Raw genomic sequence first — 16,736 nt, forward strand, 5'->3', positions numbered from 1 at the left:
GGCAGCTCCTACATGGATCCGTGTAGGAGCTGCCGCAGGCTGCGATCTTTTGACTTTTAAAATCCCACGTCCCAAGCAGGGTTCTCGGGAAACCGCTGCACCAGAAAATCCAGCAGGCTGCGCAGCGCCGCCGGCATGTGTTTGCGTGAGGCGTACACCGCGTAGATGTTCAGTTGCCGTGGTTCCGCTGCGGGCAGCAGGCGCACCAGTTCACCGCTGTGGATATGCACGCCGGCCTGATACGTCGGCAGCATCGCCACGCCCGCGCCAGCCAGGGTCGCGCGCAACAGAGTGCTCGCCTCGTTGGCGCTGATGTTGCCCTGCACCGGCACGGAGACCGGCTCGCCGTCTTCCTCGAAATGCCACAGGCTCTTGCCAAAATACGAGTGCGTCAGGCAGTTATGCCGGCTCAATTCCTCGACCCGTTGTGGCGCCGGGTGTTCTTGCAGATACGCCGGTGCTGCACACACCACCGAGCGGCACACCGTCAGGCGCCGGGCGATCAGGTTCGGATCAAGATCGTTGCTGGTGCGAATCGCCAGGTCGATCCGTTCATCCACCAGGTTCACCGTGCGATCGAGCATTTGCAGATCAATGCTCACCCCCGGATAGCGTTTTACATACGCAGCCACCGCGTCGGCCAGTTGCGCCTGGCCGAACGAAGTGCTGACGCTGATTCGCAGCAGCCCGCGCGGTGCGTCGTCGGGTTCGCTGACGGCGGCCTGCATGTCGTTCGACAGTTCGATCATCTGCCGACAGCGCGGGAGGATTTCACTGCCGGCGGCGGTCAGGCTCAACTTGCGTGTGGTGCGGTGCATCAGGCGCGCGCCGACCCAGTCTTCCAGCTCCGCCAGATAACGTGAAACCACCGGACGTGAGAGGTCCAGTTGGTCGGCGGCGGCCGACTGACTGCCCAGGTCCACCACGGTGACAAACACTCGCATTGCTTGGAGACGATCCATGATTTGCCCGCTTTCAGAAACAAACTATGTTCAAGCATCGCATTTTTTGTACTGAGTCAGGCAACTAAGCTGTGTTTCATCGCCAAGCAAGGCATTCGCACACCGGAGCAACAGATGATCGGTTTCACCACACTCAAACGCGTTCTGCTCGCCACCGCTTCACTGGGTTTCGCCGCGCACGCAGCGGCGGCCAATTTGACCCTGGACGTTTACAACCCGGGCGCCAATGCGATTTTTCCGGTGACCTCGGTGCTGGTCAGCGGCGAGAAAGACGCGATTCTGGTCGACGCGCAGTTCGGCAAATCCCAGGCCGAACAGGTGGTGGAGAAGATCCGCGCCAGCGGCAAGCAACTGACCACCATCTACATCAGTCACGGTGACCCGGATTACTACTTCGGTCTCGACACCCTGACCCAGGCTTTTCCGAATGCCAAGGTGCTGGCGTCGCAACCGACCGTCGATCACATCAATCAGACCGTGGCCGGGAAACTGGCGTTCTGGGGCCCGAAAATGGGCGCCGACGTGCCGGCGAAAACCATTGTCCCGGGTGTGCTCAAGGGCAACAGCCTGATGCTTGAAGGGCAGAAATTGCAGGTGGTCGGCCTTGAGGGCAAGCAACCGGATCGCAGCTTCGTGTGGATTCCGTCGCTCAAAGCTGTAGTCGGTGGCGTGGTAGTGGCCGAGAACATTCACGTGTGGATGGCTGACACGCAGACCGCGCAATCCCATGCCGACTGGCTGCAGACGCTACATTCGATCGAAACCCTGAAGCCGAAAACCGTGGTGCCGGGTCACTATCTGGGTGACAGCAGCCGCTCGCTGGCCAGCGTGAAATTCACCGCCGACTACATTAAGGCATTCGACGCAGAAACCGCGAAGGCCAAGGATGCTGCTGCACTGATCGCCGCGATGAAAAAGCGCTACCCGGCACTGGGTGAAGAGAGCTCGCTGGAGCTGAGCGCGAAAGTCGCGAAGGGTGAGATGAAGTGGTAACCCGCTCCATCTGAATACTGAGGTCTCAAGGATTGCTGATTGCCTTTGTGGCGAGGGGATTTAGCGAAACGTCGCACCGCCCCGATCGGCTGCGCAGCAGTCGCAAATCCTGAGAATGCGGTTTCACAGGAAAAAGCAGGGGAGCGCTTCGCACTCCATCGGGGATAAATCCCCTCGCCACAAAGTTTCCTCAGCACAGGGAATATCTTCACTCAATAGATATGTGCCTCATTTGAAACACTCAAGCCAACTGGAGAACGTCATGAGCAAGATCGCAATCATTGGTGCCACCGGCCGTGCCGGTAGCCAACTGCTGGAAGAAGCCCTGCGTCGCGGTCATAGCGTCACCGCCATCGCCCGCGATACTGCGAAGATCGGCGCCCGTGCCGGTGTTGTCAGCAAGAATGTCGACGTGCTCGATTCGGCGGCACTGCAAGAAGCCGTCGCCGGTCACGACGTGGTGATCACCGCGGCGCATTTCGCTACTGTTCCAGCGAGCGCCATCGTTGGGCCGGTGAAGCAGGCGGGCGTAAAGCGTTTGTTGGTGGTCGGCGGTGCCGGCTCGCTGTTGCTGCCGGACGACTCCCGGGTGATCGACAGCGCCGGTTTCCCGGCCGAGTACAAGACCGAGGCCAGCGCCGGTGCGGCGTTTCTTGATGCGTTGCGCCAGGAAAAAGAGCTGGACTGGACCTTCCTCTCGCCATCGGCGGAATTCGTTGAGGGTGAGCGCACGGGCAAATTCCGCGTCGGCCAGGATCACTTGCTGGTGAGCGCCGAGGGCCGTAGCTGGATCACCTTTGCCGACTACGCGATTGCGCTGATCGACGAAGTGGAAACACCAAAGCATTCACACCAACGCTACACCGTCGGCTACTGACACATCCCCCTGTAGGAGCTGCCGAAGGCTGCGATCTTTTGATCCTGATTTTTCAGAATCAAAAACAGGATCAAAAGATCGCAGACTTCGGCAGCTCCTACAGGGGATTTGTGTTTAGCGGGTGTGGGCTTGTTCTGTCAGCCAGATCATTAGTTCTTCGAGCGGTGGCGACGGCTCGGTTCCTGGTGGCAACACCACGTAGTACGCCAATCCTGTTTTCACTTTCAAAGCAAACGGCATTACCAGCCGTCCGGCGCGCAAGTCATCGCCGATCAACGACCAGTCCCCAATCGCCACCCCCGTGCCGTGCGACGCCATCGACATCGCCTGATCCAGCGTTTCGAAATGCTGGCCGCTGCTGATGTTGTTCAACTGCAGCCCGGCTGCGTTCAGCCACACCGACCAATCCTGAATATCGTGCGTCGGATGAAGCAACAGATGCTGCTGCAGATCCGCCGGTGCATTCAGCGCCGGTGAACCCTTGAGCAGCAGCGGCGAGCACACTGGCGTCAGTTGCTCATCGAACAGGTGCAGAGCGCCCGGCGAGTTGTCCGGGGGCGCGCCGTAGATCACCGCCGCATCAAATTGCTCACGCTGAAAATCCACACCGTGCTGCAACGACGCCGTGAGTTTCACCGGCACGTCCGGGCGTTCCTTCTGCCATTGCAGCAAACGCGGCAGCAGCCAGCGCATCACGCAGCTCGGCGCCTTGAGTTGCAGGGTTTCACGCTGCATGCCGATCTGCTCGGTCGCTTCGCTGATCAGGCCGAAGATTTTTTCCACGCGCGGTAGCCATTCACGTCCCTCGGCGGTCATCGCCAAACCTCGGGCCAGACGGATGAACAGCGGATAACCGAGATGCTCTTCCAGCCCCGCGATCTGCCGGCTCACCGCGCCTTGGGTGATGTGCAACTGCTCGGCCGCACGGGTGAAGTTGCAGCACTGCGCGGTGATCAGAAAGGTGTGCAGGGCGGACAGGGGCGGCAGGCGCTTCATGGCGATCCAAGGTATGACGTGAGGACATGGCTAGTATGACTTTTAATCGATTGTTGCGGCTACCTGCCGACCGTTCAATGAGCCCATTAAAGGGCTTTATGTAGGAGTGAGCCTGCTCGCGATAGCGGTAGATCAGTCACTGCGATGTTGGATGTGATGACGCTATCGCGAGCAGGCTCACTCCTACAGAAAAGCCTTGTGTTTTCAGTGAACAAGAAGGGCAATCGACATGGCGACGTGTGGCGAAGTACTGGTCAAGTTACTCGAAGGTTATGGGGTCGAGCAGGTGTTCGGCATTCCCGGTGTACACACCGTGGAGCTGTATCGCGGGCTGGCGCGTTCGAGCATTCGTCACGTCACCCCTCGGCATGAGCAGGGCGCCGGTTTCATGGCTGACGGCTACGCGCGCACCGCTGGCAAACCGGGCGTGTGCTTTATCATCACCGGCCCGGGCATGACCAACATCACCACCGCCATGGGCCAGGCCTACGCCGATTCGATCCCGATGCTGGTGATCTCCAGCGTGCAATCGCGCAGCCAATTGGGCGGCGGGCGCGGCAAGCTGCATGAGCTGCCGAACCAGAGCGCACTGGTTTCCGGTGTCGCAGCGTTCTCGCACACCTTGATGTCCGCCGCTGAATTGCCAGTGGTGCTGGCGCGTGCGTTTGCCTTGTTCCAGGCCGGTCGTCCACGTCCGGTGCACATCGAGATTCCGTTGGACGTGCTGGTTGAAAACGCCGATGACTTGCTCGCCAGCGTACCGCTCAACATCGACCGCGCCGGTGCTGCGCCCGCTGCCGTTAAACGTATGAGCGAGCTGCTGGTCGACGCCAAACGTCCATTGATTCTCGCTGGTGGCGGTGCGATTGACGCCGCGCCGGAACTGACCAAACTCGCCGAATTGCTCGACGCTCCAGTGGCGCTGACCATCAACGCCAAAGGCATGCTGCCGGGCAACCATCCGCTGCTGATCGGCTCGACTCAAACTCTGGTCGCCACCCGCGCGCTGGTCGCTGATGCCGATGTGGTTTTAGCCATCGGCACCGAGCTCGCCGAGACCGATTACGACGTCACCTTCGCCGGCGGTTTCGAGATTCCCGGCAAACTGCTGCGCATTGATATCGACGCCGACCAGACCGTGCGTAACTACCCGCCGCACCTGGCGCTGGTGGCCGACGCACGCAACGCTGCACAGGCTTTGTTGAACACCCTGTCGCAGGAAAAACTCGCCGAGCGCAGCAGCGATTGGGGGCATGCACGCGCCGGCAAACTGCGCGCTGAACTGGCCGCGAGCTGGGACGCGCCGACCCTCGCACAAACCCGTTTCCTCGACACCGTGCTCGATGAATTGCCGAACGCGGTGTTCGTCGGCGACTCGACGCAACCGGTGTACACCGGCAACCTCACGTTCAACCCGGATCACCCGCGCCGCTGGTTCAACGCCTCGACCGGTTACGGCACCCTCGGCTACGCCTTGCCGGCAGCGATTGGCGCGTGGCTCGGCGGCCAACTCGACAAAGGTGCGCGCCCTCCGGTGGTGTGCCTGATCGGCGATGGCGGGCTGCAATTCACCCTGCCGGAACTGGCCAGCGCCGTCGAAGCGCGGGTGCCGGTGATCGTCCTCCTGTGGAATAACCAGGGCTACGAAGAGATCAAGAAATACATGGTCAACCGCGCCATCGAACCGGTCGGCGTGGACATCTACACCCCGGATTTTGTCGCGGTGGCCAAGGCTCTTGGCTGCGCGGCTGAAGCGATCAGCAGCATCGAACAACTGCGCAGCGCTTTGCGCAGTGCAAGCGATCGTCAGGGCCCGACCCTGATTGAAATCGACCAGACCCAATGGATGCAGGCGGTGGCGCAATGATCAACTTCCCAACCACACTCGATGGCCTCTACATCAACGGCCAATGGTCGGCGGGTGGCGAACATCTGCGCGTGATTAATCCGGCCACCGAAGCGTTGCTGACCACGGTCAATGGCGGTGACGAGCAGGCGGTCAAGCAAGCCGTCGCCGCTGCCAGCGAAGCGTTCAAGAGCTGGTCACAAACTACTGGCGCCGAGCGCGGCGCGATTCTGCGCAACATCGCCAATGGCGTGCGCAGCGGTCGCGAGCATCTGATGAAGTTGCAGTCGAGCAACAACGGGAAGCCTCAATTCGAAGCGGCCATCGACGTTGATGACGTCATCGCCACCTTCGAGTATTACGCCGAACTTGCCGAAGCCTTCGACGCGAAACAGGACAGCAATGTGCCGCTGCCGAGCGATGATTTCAGCGCCCGTTTGCGTCGTGAACCGTGTGGTGTGGTCGGGCTGATCGTGCCGTGGAATTTCCCGATGGTGACCACCGCGTGGAAGCTTGCGCCGGCGTTGGCGGCCGGTTGCTGCGTGGTGCTGAAACCGTCGGAAGTGACGCCGCTGCCGGAGCTGGAACTGGCCGCGATCATTGCTGAATCGGGTCTGCCCAATGGTGTGTTCAATCTGGTTTGCGGCACCGGGCTGGCGGTCGGCGCGCCGTTGTCGGCGGACCCGCGTATCGCCAGGATTTCCTTTACAGGCAGCAATGCGGTCGGCGTGCAAGTGATGCAGCGTGCGGCGGAAACCGTGAAGGGCGTGAGCCTGGAACTGGGCGGCAAATCCTCGCTGCTGGTGTTGGCCGATGCTGATATCGACTTGGCGGTTGAACTGGCCTGTGGCGGTGCGTTTTTCAACGCCGGGCAGATGTGTTCGGCCACCAGTCGCGTGCTGGTTGCTGATGAGCTGGAAGAAGAATTCCTCCGTCGGCTACAGAAGCGTGCGCAGGCGATTCGCGTCGCGGATCCGTTCGACCCTGAGGTGGAAATGGGCGCGCTGGTCAACCAGGCGCAGTACCAGCGGGTGCTTGGGCATATTGATCGTGGGCTGAGCGCGGGCGCGCGGTTGCTCTGCGGCGGCAATCGCCCGGCGGATCTGCCGCGCGGCTATTTCTTGCAGCCGACGGTGTTCACCGATGTGCCATTGGACAGTGCGCTGTGGTGCGAAGAGATTTTCGGGCCGGTGGTGTGTGTGCGTAGTTTCGCCACTGAAGCGCAGGCGATTGCCTTGGCCAATGACACGCCGTTTGGTTTGGTCGCGAGTGTGGTGACCCGTGATGCTGCTGCGGCGGATCGTGTGGCCAATGCGTTGCAGGCGGGGATGGTGTGGATCAATGCACCGCAGGTGATTTTCCCGCAGGCGGCGTGGGGCGGGTACAAGCAGAGCAGTATTGGTCGCGAGCTGGGGCCTTGGGGATTGGCGGCGTTTCAAGAGATCAAGCATGTGATTCGGGCGGCCTGATCACAGAGGCGTATTGGCTGGCCTGGCCTCATCGCGGGCAAGCCCGCTCCCACAGGTTTATGGGTGTACACAAAATTTATGTACGGCATCGATTCCTGTGGGAGCGGGCTTGCCCGCGATGAGGCCAGCCGCCACACCGTAGCTTCCGGATCAGACCGACAACCGCAACCGCGCCAAATCCCGCAACGGCGGCGCGCCAAACAATCGGCTGTACTCGCGGCTGAACTGCGAAGGACTTTCATACCCCACCCGATACCCCGCCGCCGAAGCCTCCAGCCCTTCGGCCAGCATCAACCGCCGCGCCTCCTGCAAACGCAGCTGCTTCTGATACTGCAACGGACTCATCGCCGTCATCGCCTTGAAGCGGTGATGCAACGTCGACACGCTCAGGTTCACTTCCCTGGCCAGATCATCAATACGCAACGGCTGCTCAAAGTTGCCGTTGAGCCATTTGATCGCCTGGCTGATGCGGTGGCTCTGGCTGTTGGCAATCGCAATCTCATACAAACGATGGCCCTGCGGACTGCGCAGCAGGCGATAGAGAATCTCCCGGCGAATCAGCGGCGCGAGCATGGCGATGTCTTTCGGTGCATCGAGCAAACGCGCCAGACGCAACACCGCATCGAGCATCGAACTGTCGATCTGCTCGACATACAAACCGCGCCCGGTCGGCCGCGTCGGTACACCCATCGGGCCGGCGTCAGCGATCAGTGCGGTGATTTCCGCCGGATCAATATCGAGGCGCACGGCGAGGATCGGATCCTCCGGCGACACGTTGACCACCCGCCCACTCAACGGCATCGAAACCGAGACCACCAGGTAATTCAGCGGGTCGTAATTGAAGTACTCATCGGCCAGCCGCACCTCTTTACGCCCCTGCGCCATGATGCACAGCGCCGGTTGCGCGAGCACCGGGGCAAAGTCATGGGATTTTGTGTGGCGTGACATGTACAGCGAACCGATGGCGGTCTCGTAGCTACCATCGTCCGTGGTGTTGCGGCGGATGATCGCCGCCAGTTCCGCGCGCTGTTTTTCCATGTCAGCGCTGGGTTCGGCTTGAAAACGATCGAATGACGTCATGCACGGCATCCTCGGCAAGGGAGGTGGAATGGAGCAGAGCATATGTTTGTGCAAGCGCGAGCGGTAGACACATCCTGCGAAATGCTTGCCTGATTCTGCACCGCGCTATTGCTCAACACCGACGCGACGCCGGACTGTAGGAGCTGCCGAAGGCTGCGATCTTTTGATTGTTGTCTTTAAGGTCAAAAGATCGCAGCCTGCGGCAGCTCTTACAGGGGATATGTGTGAACTCAGGTTCAGACAAGTCTCGCAGGATTGTGCAACGCGGCGGCAGGAATCGACTAACGGCACTCAGCGCTTGGCCCTTAACCTTTGATCCTGTCGCAGCCCGTCCCCGGCTGCCACGCGACTCCCTGGGAGGGTTGAACATGTCCAAGCAGATTCCCGTCAGTCATATGGCTTTTGTTCGAGCGCGCGCCGGGCGTTCGGCGGAACTCGGTGTACGCCTGAGCGCGTTGATCGAGCCGTCCCGCACCGCCCCTGGTTGCCTGAGCTTCGCCTTGCAGCATTCGCAGTGTGATCCCGAGTTGTGGCTGGTCAGCGGGTTCTGGAGCAGCCAGCAAATGATGACCCAATACTTCAACAGCCCATCGATGGAAATCTTCGCCGAGCTGGTACAGGAACTGGTGGTCAACAGCCTCGATTTCCACACCTTCAAAGAAGTGTCGGCCGCGCAAGCCCTTGGTCAATGCCCGGCGCCGGTACACAAACTCGCCGGTTGAGGGTTTAATGTCCGGCTTAATCTGTCTGAGCCGGGATCTGTGACATGGCACGTAAAGAGTTCGAACACTTCGAAGCAGTCTCCGCAGTCGTTCCCGTTGAGTTGGGCGGCAACAAGGGCTATCACGCGGCAATCGCGGTCAAGGCCCTGGTCGATGGCGGCGCACCACGCTTTCACAAACTGCTGAATGATCAGGTGTTCCCCGGCGCCATTGCTGCCGACGAGGCTGCCATCAATGAGCTGGATAACCTCAAAGGCGTCACCGAAGACGCCGAGTTGATCTGGTAACGCGTTACTTGTTGGCGCCCGGACGCCACATCTTGAACAGGGCTTCAGGCCCCAACTGGAAATAATCCGCCGGCCCGCCGCCGCGCAGAATCGGTTCTGCTGCGGCGGTGTCGTAGATGCCGTCCTTCAACAGCCACTTGGCGATATGCACGGCGACCACTTCGCCGAGGATCAACCAACTCGGCACGGTTTCGCCATCGGCGCGTTGCAACTGAATGATCTGCGTGACCTTGCACTCGAAGGACACCGGGCTTTCGGCCACGCGCGGCACCGAAATCACTTTTGACGCCACGGTCTTCAAGCCTGCCAATTCAAACTCGTTGACCTCAGGCGCGACCATTGCACAGCTCTGGTTCATCTGCTCGGCCAGCGGGCGGGTGGCGAGGTTCCAGGCGAATTCGCCGGTCTGCTCGATGTTGTTCAGGCTGTCTTTGCGCCCGACGCTGGAAAAACCAATGATCGGCGGAATGTAGTTGAAGGCGTTGAAGAAGCTGTACGGCGCCAGGTTCAACTGGCCTTGGGCATCCTGTGAGGAAATCCAGCCGATGGGGCGCGGGCCGACGATGGCGTTGAACGGATCGTGGGGCAGGCCGTGGCCGTTGGCGGGTTCGTAGAAATGGATGTCATCGGGCATGGCGGGTGATCCTGAGGCTGCGTTCTGAATAGAGCCATAGTGCAAGGCCGCCCCCCATATTTCCAGCCAAACAAAAATCCCCAGAAATGAATAAGCCCGGCCGAAGCCGGGCTGTGCGTTTTACAGCAGGGGGTTAGCTGGTGGCAGCGGATTGCGTGCGGTCATAACCGTCGGCGGCAAAGGTCGCGGAGCCGGTGCGATCGTAGCCATCTTCAGCGAAGGTTGCGGAGCCGGTACGGTCATAGCCGTCTTCAGCGACCGTGGCAGAACCGGTGCGGTCGTAACCGTCGGCGGCAACGGCGGAACCGGTGCGGTCATAACCGTCGGCAGCGAAGGTGTTGGCGGCCAGTACGGTCAGGGCGAAGGCGAGGATCAGTTTGGTTTTCATGTCGGTTACTCCGGATTCGTTGGCGGGTGTGTCTTGCATGGGTTTCATGCTACGCCAACTAAATTGATTAAAAAGCGCAAAATAATGCTAAAAACAATCGATTAACTTGATGTTAAGAGCGACGCATTCAGATCGCTTTCGTCGTCGCAGCGAACGTCGCGCAGGTTATCGATCAGGTAGGGGCAGGATGCTTCGCCAGCATTAATTCGCGATTAATCACGAGTTGGCGTGGGTGACGGATTTTTCATGCAGGGCTGAATAATGCGGCGACCCCAATCGCTGGCAAGCCAGCTCCCACAGGATTCGCGTCGAACACAAGGTTTGTGAGCTACGCCGTCACTGTGGGAGCTGGCTTGCCAGCGATGGGGCCAGAACAGCCACCGTTGCAGTGGCTGTGAAATCACGATCAGTCAGTGACGATCCGCGAGTGCTTCTGGGTGTCTTTCATGGTCACATACACCAGCAGCGACACCGCGATGCACGCCGTGACATACCAGTAGTAACCGGTTTCCATGCCGATGCTCTTGAACCACAGCGCGATGTATTCGGCAGTGCCGCCGAAGATCGACACGGTCAGTGCGTACGGCAGGCCGACGCCCAGTGCGCGGATTTCAGTCGGGAACAGTTCAGCTTTCACCACCGCGTTGATCGAGGTGTAGCCGCTGACGATGATCAGCGCCGCCATGATCAGGAAGAACGCGCCCCACCAGGTCTGAATGGTGTGCAGGGTCATCAGGATCGGCACGGTGAAGATCGTGCCCAGCACGCCGAAGGCGATCAGGATCGGGCGACGACCGATCTTGTCCGACAGGCCGCCGATGATCGGTTGCAGGCACATGAACAGGAACAGGGTCGCGGCGGAAATGGTGGTCGAGTCGGAAATGCTCATGCCGACGGTGTTCACCAGGTATTTCTGCATGTAGGTGGTGTAGGTGTAGAACGCCAGCGTACCGCCCATGGTCAGGCCGACCACGGTCATCAGTTCTTTGGGGTGACGCAGCAAGGTGCGCATGGCGCTTTCCTTGGCTTTTTCTTTCTTGGTGAACGACTCGGTTTCTTCCATGCCGCGACGCAGGTACAGCGCCACCACTGCGCACAGTGCGCCGATGGCAAACGGAATACGCCAGCCCCACGCGTACAACTCTTCAGTGGTGAGGAAGTTCTGCAGCACGATCAGCACGCCGAGGGCGATGAGCTGGCCGGAGATCAGGGTCACGTACTGGAAGCTGGAGAAGAAGCCGCGACGGTTCTTGGTCGCCATCTCCGACAGGTAGGTCGCCGAGGTGCCGTACTCGCCACCGACCGACAGGCCTTGCAGCAGGCGGGCGAACACCAGCAGCACCGGCGCGCCGACACCGATGGTTTCATAACCGGGGCTCAGGGCGATGATCAGCGAGCCGAAGCACATCAGGTAAACCGAGGCCATCAGCGCTTTTTTGCGGCCGACCTTGTCAGCGTACAGGCCCATCATCCAGCCGCCGATCGGGCGCATCAGGAAGCCCACGGCGAAAATCGCAGCGGTGTTCAGCAGTTGAGCGGTGGTGTCGCCTTTGGGGAAGAAGGCTTTGGCGAAGTACAGCGAGAAGGCGGCATAAACGTACCAGTCATACCACTCGACCATGTTGCCGACAGAGCCGCTGAAGATCGATTTGATCCGGCTGGCGGTGGTTCGTTCTTTGGCGGGCACGGCAGCCGACCCAAGGGGCAGGGCGTTGGAGTTATCCATTGAAGGATCCTTCGTTTAATTGTTTTTGTGGAGCGCGTTGAAACGCAGCCTGCGTGGGCTATAGCAGGAGCTGTGCCAACGGGGAGAGGGCCGGTTTAGAGGGGGGAGGGATACTGGGTAGGCGGAAATCCGCTTACCGTCGGGTGTGTGTGAGCGGAAAATTGCCGAAAGGATCAAAAGATCGCAGCCTGCGGCAGCTCCTACCGTGGGCCTATGTAGGAGCTGCCGCAGGCTGCGATCTTTTGGCTTTACGGGCTTACAAACATCTCCCGACTCAACCCATGCCGCTGCATTTTTTCATTGAAGGTACGCCGCGGCAGTTGCAGTTCTTCAAGCACCGCTTTCACATCGCCCTTGTGCCGCGTCAACGCCGCGCGCAGGCACTGCGCTTCAAACGCTTCCTGTTGCGCCGCCAGCGACTGCCCCGGATCAATCCCCGGCGCCGGCTCATCCAGCCCCAGCACTTGCCGTTCGGCGACGTTGGCCAGTTCACGGACATTGCCCGGCCAGTCATGGCTGAGCAGGTGACTCAACTGCGCGCCCGTTAACGGCGGGAACGTCCGGCCGAGGCGCTGCGCCGCACTCTGGGCGAAGGTCTCGAACAGCAACGGAATGTCTTCACGCCGATCGCGCAGCGGCGGCAAGCGCAGTTCCGCGACGTTCAGGCGATACGCCAGGTCCTCGCGAAAACGTCCGGCGCGGGCCTCATCGAGCAGATCAGGTTTGGTCGCTGCGACAATGCGCAAGTCGACGCGAATACTCTGGTTTGACCCTAGCCGCTCCAGCTTCTGCTCCTGCAATACCCGCAGCAGTTTCACTTGCTGAGCCAACGGCATGCTTTCGATTTCATCGAGGAACAGCGTGCCGCCATCGGCGTATTCCAGCTTGCCGATGCGCTTGCCGGAGGCGCCGGTGAAGGCGCCGCTCTCATGGCCGAACAACTCGGCTTCGAACAATTGCTCAGGGATCGCCGCGCAGTTCAGCGCCACAAACGGCTTGTCTGCGCGAGGGCCGAAATCATGCAGGCAGCGCGCAACCAGTTCCTTGCCGCTGCCGGTTTCGCCACGGATCAATACATTCACCGGCAGCGCTGCCAGATCCAGCACCTGTCGACGCAACGTCTGCAAACCCCGCGACACACCGAGCAACGTCGCATCGAGTTTCGCGCGGTTGTCGGCCTGTTCATGCAGGGCACGGTTTTCCAACACCAGTGCGCGTTTGTCCAGCGCCCGGCGCAGGCTGCCGAGCAGGGTTTCCGGGCTGAAGGGTTTTTCCAGAAAGTCATACGCGCCGTCGCGCATCGCCTCGACCGCCATCGGCACATCGCCGTGGCCGGTGAGCAGAATCACCGGCAGATCGGCATCACGTTTCTGCACTTCAGCCAACAACGCCAAGCCACCGATGCCGGGCATGCGCACGTCGCTGAGGATCACCCCGGCAAAGTGCGCGGGCAGGGCGGCGAGGCAGTCTTCGGCGCGGCTGAACAGTTGCACCTCGAACCCGGACAGGCTCAGCCACTGCTCGACGGCGTTGCGAATGCTGCTTTCGTCATCGACCACCATCACCGAGTTGAGCATCAGATATGCGCCTCCAGATCGATCGGCAAGGTCAGGCTGAATACCGCGCCGCTGTCGCCATTCTCCACGCTCAAGCGCCCGCCGGATTCATGCACGATAGCGAAGGAGACCGCCAGCCCCAGGCCCAGACCGTCGCCCACAGGTTTGGTAGTGAAGAAGGGGTCGAACACCTGGCCCAGATGCTCTTCGGCAATCCCGCCGCCGTTGTCGCTGACGCTCAGTCGCCAGAGCTGCTCGTCGGCCTCCAGACGGATTTCCAGACGCTTGCACGGTGTGCCCTGCATTGCATCGAGTGCGTTGCGCAGCAAGTTGATCAGCACCTGTTCGAGACGGATCGCATCCCCGCGCACCCAGGCTGGACGCGCTAGATGCAGGACCAGACTGACCTGTTCGTCACGCAAACGCGCGTCCAGCAACTGCAATGATTGATCGACCACCGTGGCCAGATCCAGCCGTTCGCGCAATCCGCTGGGGCTTTTGCGGGCGAACGTCTTGAGGTGGCCGGTGAGGGCGGCCATGCGCGTAAGCATTTCATCCACCGGTTTCAGCGCTTTATAAGCGTCGTCGACACGGCCATGGTCGAGCAGCAGACGCAGGGTCGCCAGTTGCATGCGCTGAGCGGTCAGCGGCTGATTGATTTCGTGCGCCAGCGCGGCGGACATTTGCCCCAGCGCCGCCAGTTTGGCCGACTGCACCAGACCGTCCTGCGCCGTGCGCAGATCGCGGGTGCGCTCTTCGACCAGTTGCTCCAGCTCTTCGCGGCTGCGCTGACGCAGCTTCGCCAAGCGCCAGCGTTGATTGAGGAACAGCAGCAAAAACACCAGCGCCAGCCACACGCCGGCAGCAGCGAGCCCGGCGTTGCGCAAATCTTCGAAGGCGACCTGCGGGTGACGGAGCAAATGCAGGGTCCAGCCTTCGGTGGTCAGCGGCAGCGATTCCCACAGATAATCCGCCGTACCTTGCGGGCCTTCAACGCGGCGCAGATCGCTGTTGTCATCGAAGCGGCGCAAGGACAGATGCGTCAAAGGCGCCAACGCCTGTTTGTCGTACTGGCGCGTGGCTTTGATCTCGGCCTGATCGGCGGCGCTCAGCGGGCGCAGCAGGCGATAGCGCCAACCCGGCTGATTGGCGATAAAGATAATGCCGCGCGCATCGCTGACCAACAGCGTGTCGCTGCCCTGGCTCCACTCACGCTCCAGCTCGGGGAATTCCAGCTTGACCACCATCGCCCCGAGGAACTCGTTGTTGTCGCCAAGCACTGCGCTTGAGAGAAAATAACCAGGAATTCCGCTGGTCACGCCTACCGCATAAAAACGCCCGGAACCCTGGGTGCGGGTCTGGCTGAAATAGGGGCGAAAGCCATAGTTGTGGCCGACATAACTGCTCGGCAAACGCCAGTTGCTGGCCGCCACGGCGAGCCCCGTGTGATCGAGCAATTCAAGGGTCGAGGACTGCGCGGCACCGTTGATTTTTTCCAGCTTGAGGTTTAGCGCCGACTGTTGCTCGGCATCGACGGAACCTGCCAGCGCCGAGCGCAACTGCGGGTCCAGCGCGAGCACGGCCGGCAGGGCGCGATAGCGATCAATCAGGGTGTGCAGCGAGTTGGCGTACAACGCCAGTTGTTGACTGGCGCGGGCGGCATCTTCTTCCAGCGCCTGACGTTCGGCGTGGCGGATGGCAAGGGTCGCGGCAAGGGCCGCACCGGTGATGATCAGCAGGGTATACAACGACAGACGCAAGGTACGGGAAGTCGGCAGCATGCTGGGCTAATGGATAAAGGGACGGGCCGGCACGATAGCATGGGTCCGACGATCCTTCTCGAATGACTCGTTACCCGCTCAGACCTTTGTGAATTTACCCGAGATGGAGCGCAGCATGGTGCGTGCGCAAGTACTCGACGATAGACACGGGCAAGCCGCGAATGTCGATAACGGGCAACCGCGGAGCACGCCAGTGGAGGTTGGCGCGCATGCCCCACGCTCCATACCCGGGGTCAGCGCAAGTCTGTGTAATTCAATTGCCCTGATACCGCTTACGAATGGTCGGGACTTTTTGCTGATAAATGTTGAGGAATTCTCGAGTGGTCCCGATGTTATTGTGGGCGAATTCCGCAAGCTGCGTCATATCGGACTGGCGTAACGTTTTCGCCTGTGCCGTGCCTACCCGGTTGCGTGCCAGGTCGATCAGGTAGTCGCGCATCCCGTGTTGTTCATCGTAAAACTCGTTGATCCCTAGTTCGGCAAACGCGGTGTTGGCCGATGCGGTCAATCGCGTGACCATCGCATCAAGTTCATCAAGTGTGCTGTGTATTTTTGCCAGTTTCAGCGATGACAGGCCTTCCTCGGCCTCACTGGCTTCCTGCGCAAGGCTGCCCAGAGCCATGGCCTCACCCACGCCAGGTACATAGGCGCCTACGACTTTACTGATGCCATCCATTGACAGTTGGTGCAACCCCCCCCGGGTGCGTACATCGTACTTTTCGCGGGAGGGGAGTTGGGACGACGGCTGTAGTTCTTCCGCAATGGCATCAGGGTTGAAGGTGGAGGTGCGTGGGACAATCGGCGAATTCAACGTCAGTTTTTCCAACAGCGTGTCATACGTGCCAACGCTCAGGTCGGCGATGTTGTTGCCCAGTGTCAAGCCGATCAGATCAGCGGAAAGCCCGGGCAAGGCTTCGGAGGCAAACGTGGCGGCGTTGTACGAGGTGAACCAGCCCGCAGCGGCGCTGCCGATTTGATAAACAACGTTCTTTGCCAGCGTCTTGCGCCATTGCCCGGGATGTTGCAGATCGATCAGTTGGCCCTGAACGGTACTCATTTTTTGATCGATGGAAGACAACGCCCGCATGTTCCAGCTGATCAGTCGCTTGAGCTCGTTGGGCGAGCGATTGAGCCCGGTGTCATCGAAATAGTTCATCGGGTTGTTGCCGACGAATGCGTACAGGTTCAGCCCGTCCACATCGCCTCCCGGGTCAGCGCTTATCCAGCGCTGCTGCCACGGCGCGTAGTAGCGCGCCCCGTAGTAATAGAGGCCACTGACGTCCATCTCTTTACCGGAGTAACGGATGAACTTGTACGCCACTTCGATCAGCGAACGTGCCGCCATCCAGGCAGTGGCGCCGAACGGGTAGTAACCCTCATGACTGATCATCCGGCCCTGCTGGTCAAGCTCCATCGTGC

Annotated in this window: 15 protein-coding genes; 6 read left to right on the plus strand and 9 right to left on the minus strand. The window is 60.5% G+C overall.

The window, feature by feature from the left end; genetic code table 11:
- Positions 1-56: 56 nt before the first annotated feature.
- On the minus strand, positions 57-962 hold the full coding sequence (locus EJA70_RS12545) for a LysR family transcriptional regulator (RefSeq protein WP_218574208.1): 906 nt from the start codon (positions 960-962) through the stop codon (positions 57-59).
- Positions 963-1,076: 114 nt separating this feature from the next.
- On the opposite strand from EJA70_RS12545, the gene EJA70_RS12550 reads away from it, so the two are divergent.
- Positions 1,077-1,955: an MBL fold metallo-hydrolase gene (locus tag EJA70_RS12550; RefSeq protein ID WP_158831045.1), complete on the plus strand. Its 879-nt coding sequence runs from the start codon at positions 1,077-1,079 to the stop codon at positions 1,953-1,955.
- 262 nt (positions 1,956-2,217) lie between these two features.
- Complete coding sequence (locus EJA70_RS12555; RefSeq protein ID WP_158831047.1) at positions 2,218-2,832, plus strand: NAD(P)-dependent oxidoreductase; 615 nt, start codon at positions 2,218-2,220, stop codon at positions 2,830-2,832.
- Between the two features lie 114 nt (positions 2,833-2,946).
- On the opposite strand, the gene EJA70_RS12560 is transcribed toward EJA70_RS12555, so the two are convergent.
- Entirely contained in the window at positions 2,947-3,828 is an 882-nt protein-coding gene (locus EJA70_RS12560) for a LysR substrate-binding domain-containing protein (protein ID WP_158831049.1), read from the minus strand.
- Between the two features lie 229 nt (positions 3,829-4,057).
- On the opposite strand from EJA70_RS12560, the gene EJA70_RS12565 reads away from it, so the two are divergent.
- Both EJA70_RS12565 and EJA70_RS12570 read left to right on the plus strand, forming a co-directional pair.
- Positions 4,058-5,695 carry a 5-guanidino-2-oxopentanoate decarboxylase gene (locus EJA70_RS12565; RefSeq protein ID WP_158831051.1) on the plus strand — a complete coding sequence of 546 codons (1,638 nt, stop codon included), beginning with the start codon at positions 4,058-4,060 and terminating at the stop codon, positions 5,693-5,695.
- Positions 5,695-7,143 carry an aldehyde dehydrogenase family protein gene (locus EJA70_RS12570; protein ID WP_178116853.1) on the plus strand — a complete coding sequence of 483 codons (1,449 nt, stop codon included), beginning with the start codon at positions 5,695-5,697 and terminating at the stop codon, positions 7,141-7,143. The genes EJA70_RS12565 and EJA70_RS12570 overlap by 1 nt, the downstream gene beginning before the upstream one ends.
- A gap of 150 nt (positions 7,144-7,293) precedes the next feature.
- On the opposite strand, the gene EJA70_RS12575 is transcribed toward EJA70_RS12570, so the two are convergent.
- Positions 7,294-8,223: an AraC family transcriptional regulator gene (locus tag EJA70_RS12575; protein ID WP_158831055.1), complete on the minus strand. Its 930-nt coding sequence runs from the start codon at positions 8,221-8,223 to the stop codon at positions 7,294-7,296.
- A 368-nt stretch (positions 8,224-8,591) separates the two neighbouring features.
- Between EJA70_RS12575 and EJA70_RS12580 the strand changes: the two genes are divergently transcribed.
- Positions 8,592-8,945: an antibiotic biosynthesis monooxygenase family protein gene (locus tag EJA70_RS12580; RefSeq protein ID WP_158831056.1), complete on the plus strand. Its 354-nt coding sequence runs from the start codon at positions 8,592-8,594 to the stop codon at positions 8,943-8,945.
- Positions 8,946-8,989: 44 nt separating this feature from the next.
- On the plus strand, positions 8,990-9,232 hold the full coding sequence (locus tag EJA70_RS12585; protein ID WP_038366794.1) for a hypothetical protein: 243 nt from the start codon (positions 8,990-8,992) through the stop codon (positions 9,230-9,232).
- 4 nt (positions 9,233-9,236) lie between these two features.
- Here the strand turns inward: EJA70_RS12585 and EJA70_RS12590 are convergent, their stop codons facing one another.
- The 6 genes from EJA70_RS12590 to EJA70_RS12615 form a co-directional block, all read right to left on the minus strand.
- Positions 9,237-9,866 carry a flavin reductase family protein gene (locus EJA70_RS12590; protein WP_158831058.1) on the minus strand — a complete coding sequence of 210 codons (630 nt, stop codon included), beginning with the start codon at positions 9,864-9,866 and terminating at the stop codon, positions 9,237-9,239.
- A gap of 133 nt (positions 9,867-9,999) precedes the next feature.
- Positions 10,000-10,254, minus strand: a complete 255-nt coding sequence (locus tag EJA70_RS12595) for a hypothetical protein (protein WP_158831060.1) — start codon at positions 10,252-10,254, stop codon at positions 10,000-10,002.
- 406 nt (positions 10,255-10,660) lie between these two features.
- Positions 10,661-11,980, minus strand: coding sequence for an MFS transporter (locus EJA70_RS12600; protein ID WP_158831063.1), 1,320 nt, complete (start codon positions 11,978-11,980; stop codon positions 10,661-10,663).
- 248 nt (positions 11,981-12,228) lie between these two features.
- A complete protein-coding gene (locus EJA70_RS12605; RefSeq protein ID WP_158831065.1) occupies positions 12,229-13,557 on the minus strand; it encodes a sigma-54 dependent transcriptional regulator in 1,329 nt (442 codons plus the stop codon).
- The gene (locus tag EJA70_RS12610) at positions 13,557-15,317 is read right to left on the minus strand and encodes an ATP-binding protein (protein ID WP_158831067.1); all 1,761 of its coding nucleotides are present in this window, start codon (positions 15,315-15,317) and stop codon (positions 13,557-13,559) included. The genes EJA70_RS12605 and EJA70_RS12610 overlap by 1 nt, the downstream gene beginning before the upstream one ends.
- 253 nt (positions 15,318-15,570) lie before the next feature.
- On the minus strand, positions 15,571-16,736 hold a 1,166-nt coding region (locus EJA70_RS12615; protein WP_178116852.1), incomplete at its 5' end, for an RHS repeat-associated core domain-containing protein.

The sequence above is a fragment of the Pseudomonas sp. PB103 genome (assembly GCF_009764635.1).
GTDB lineage: Bacteria > Pseudomonadota > Gammaproteobacteria > Pseudomonadales > Pseudomonadaceae > Aquipseudomonas.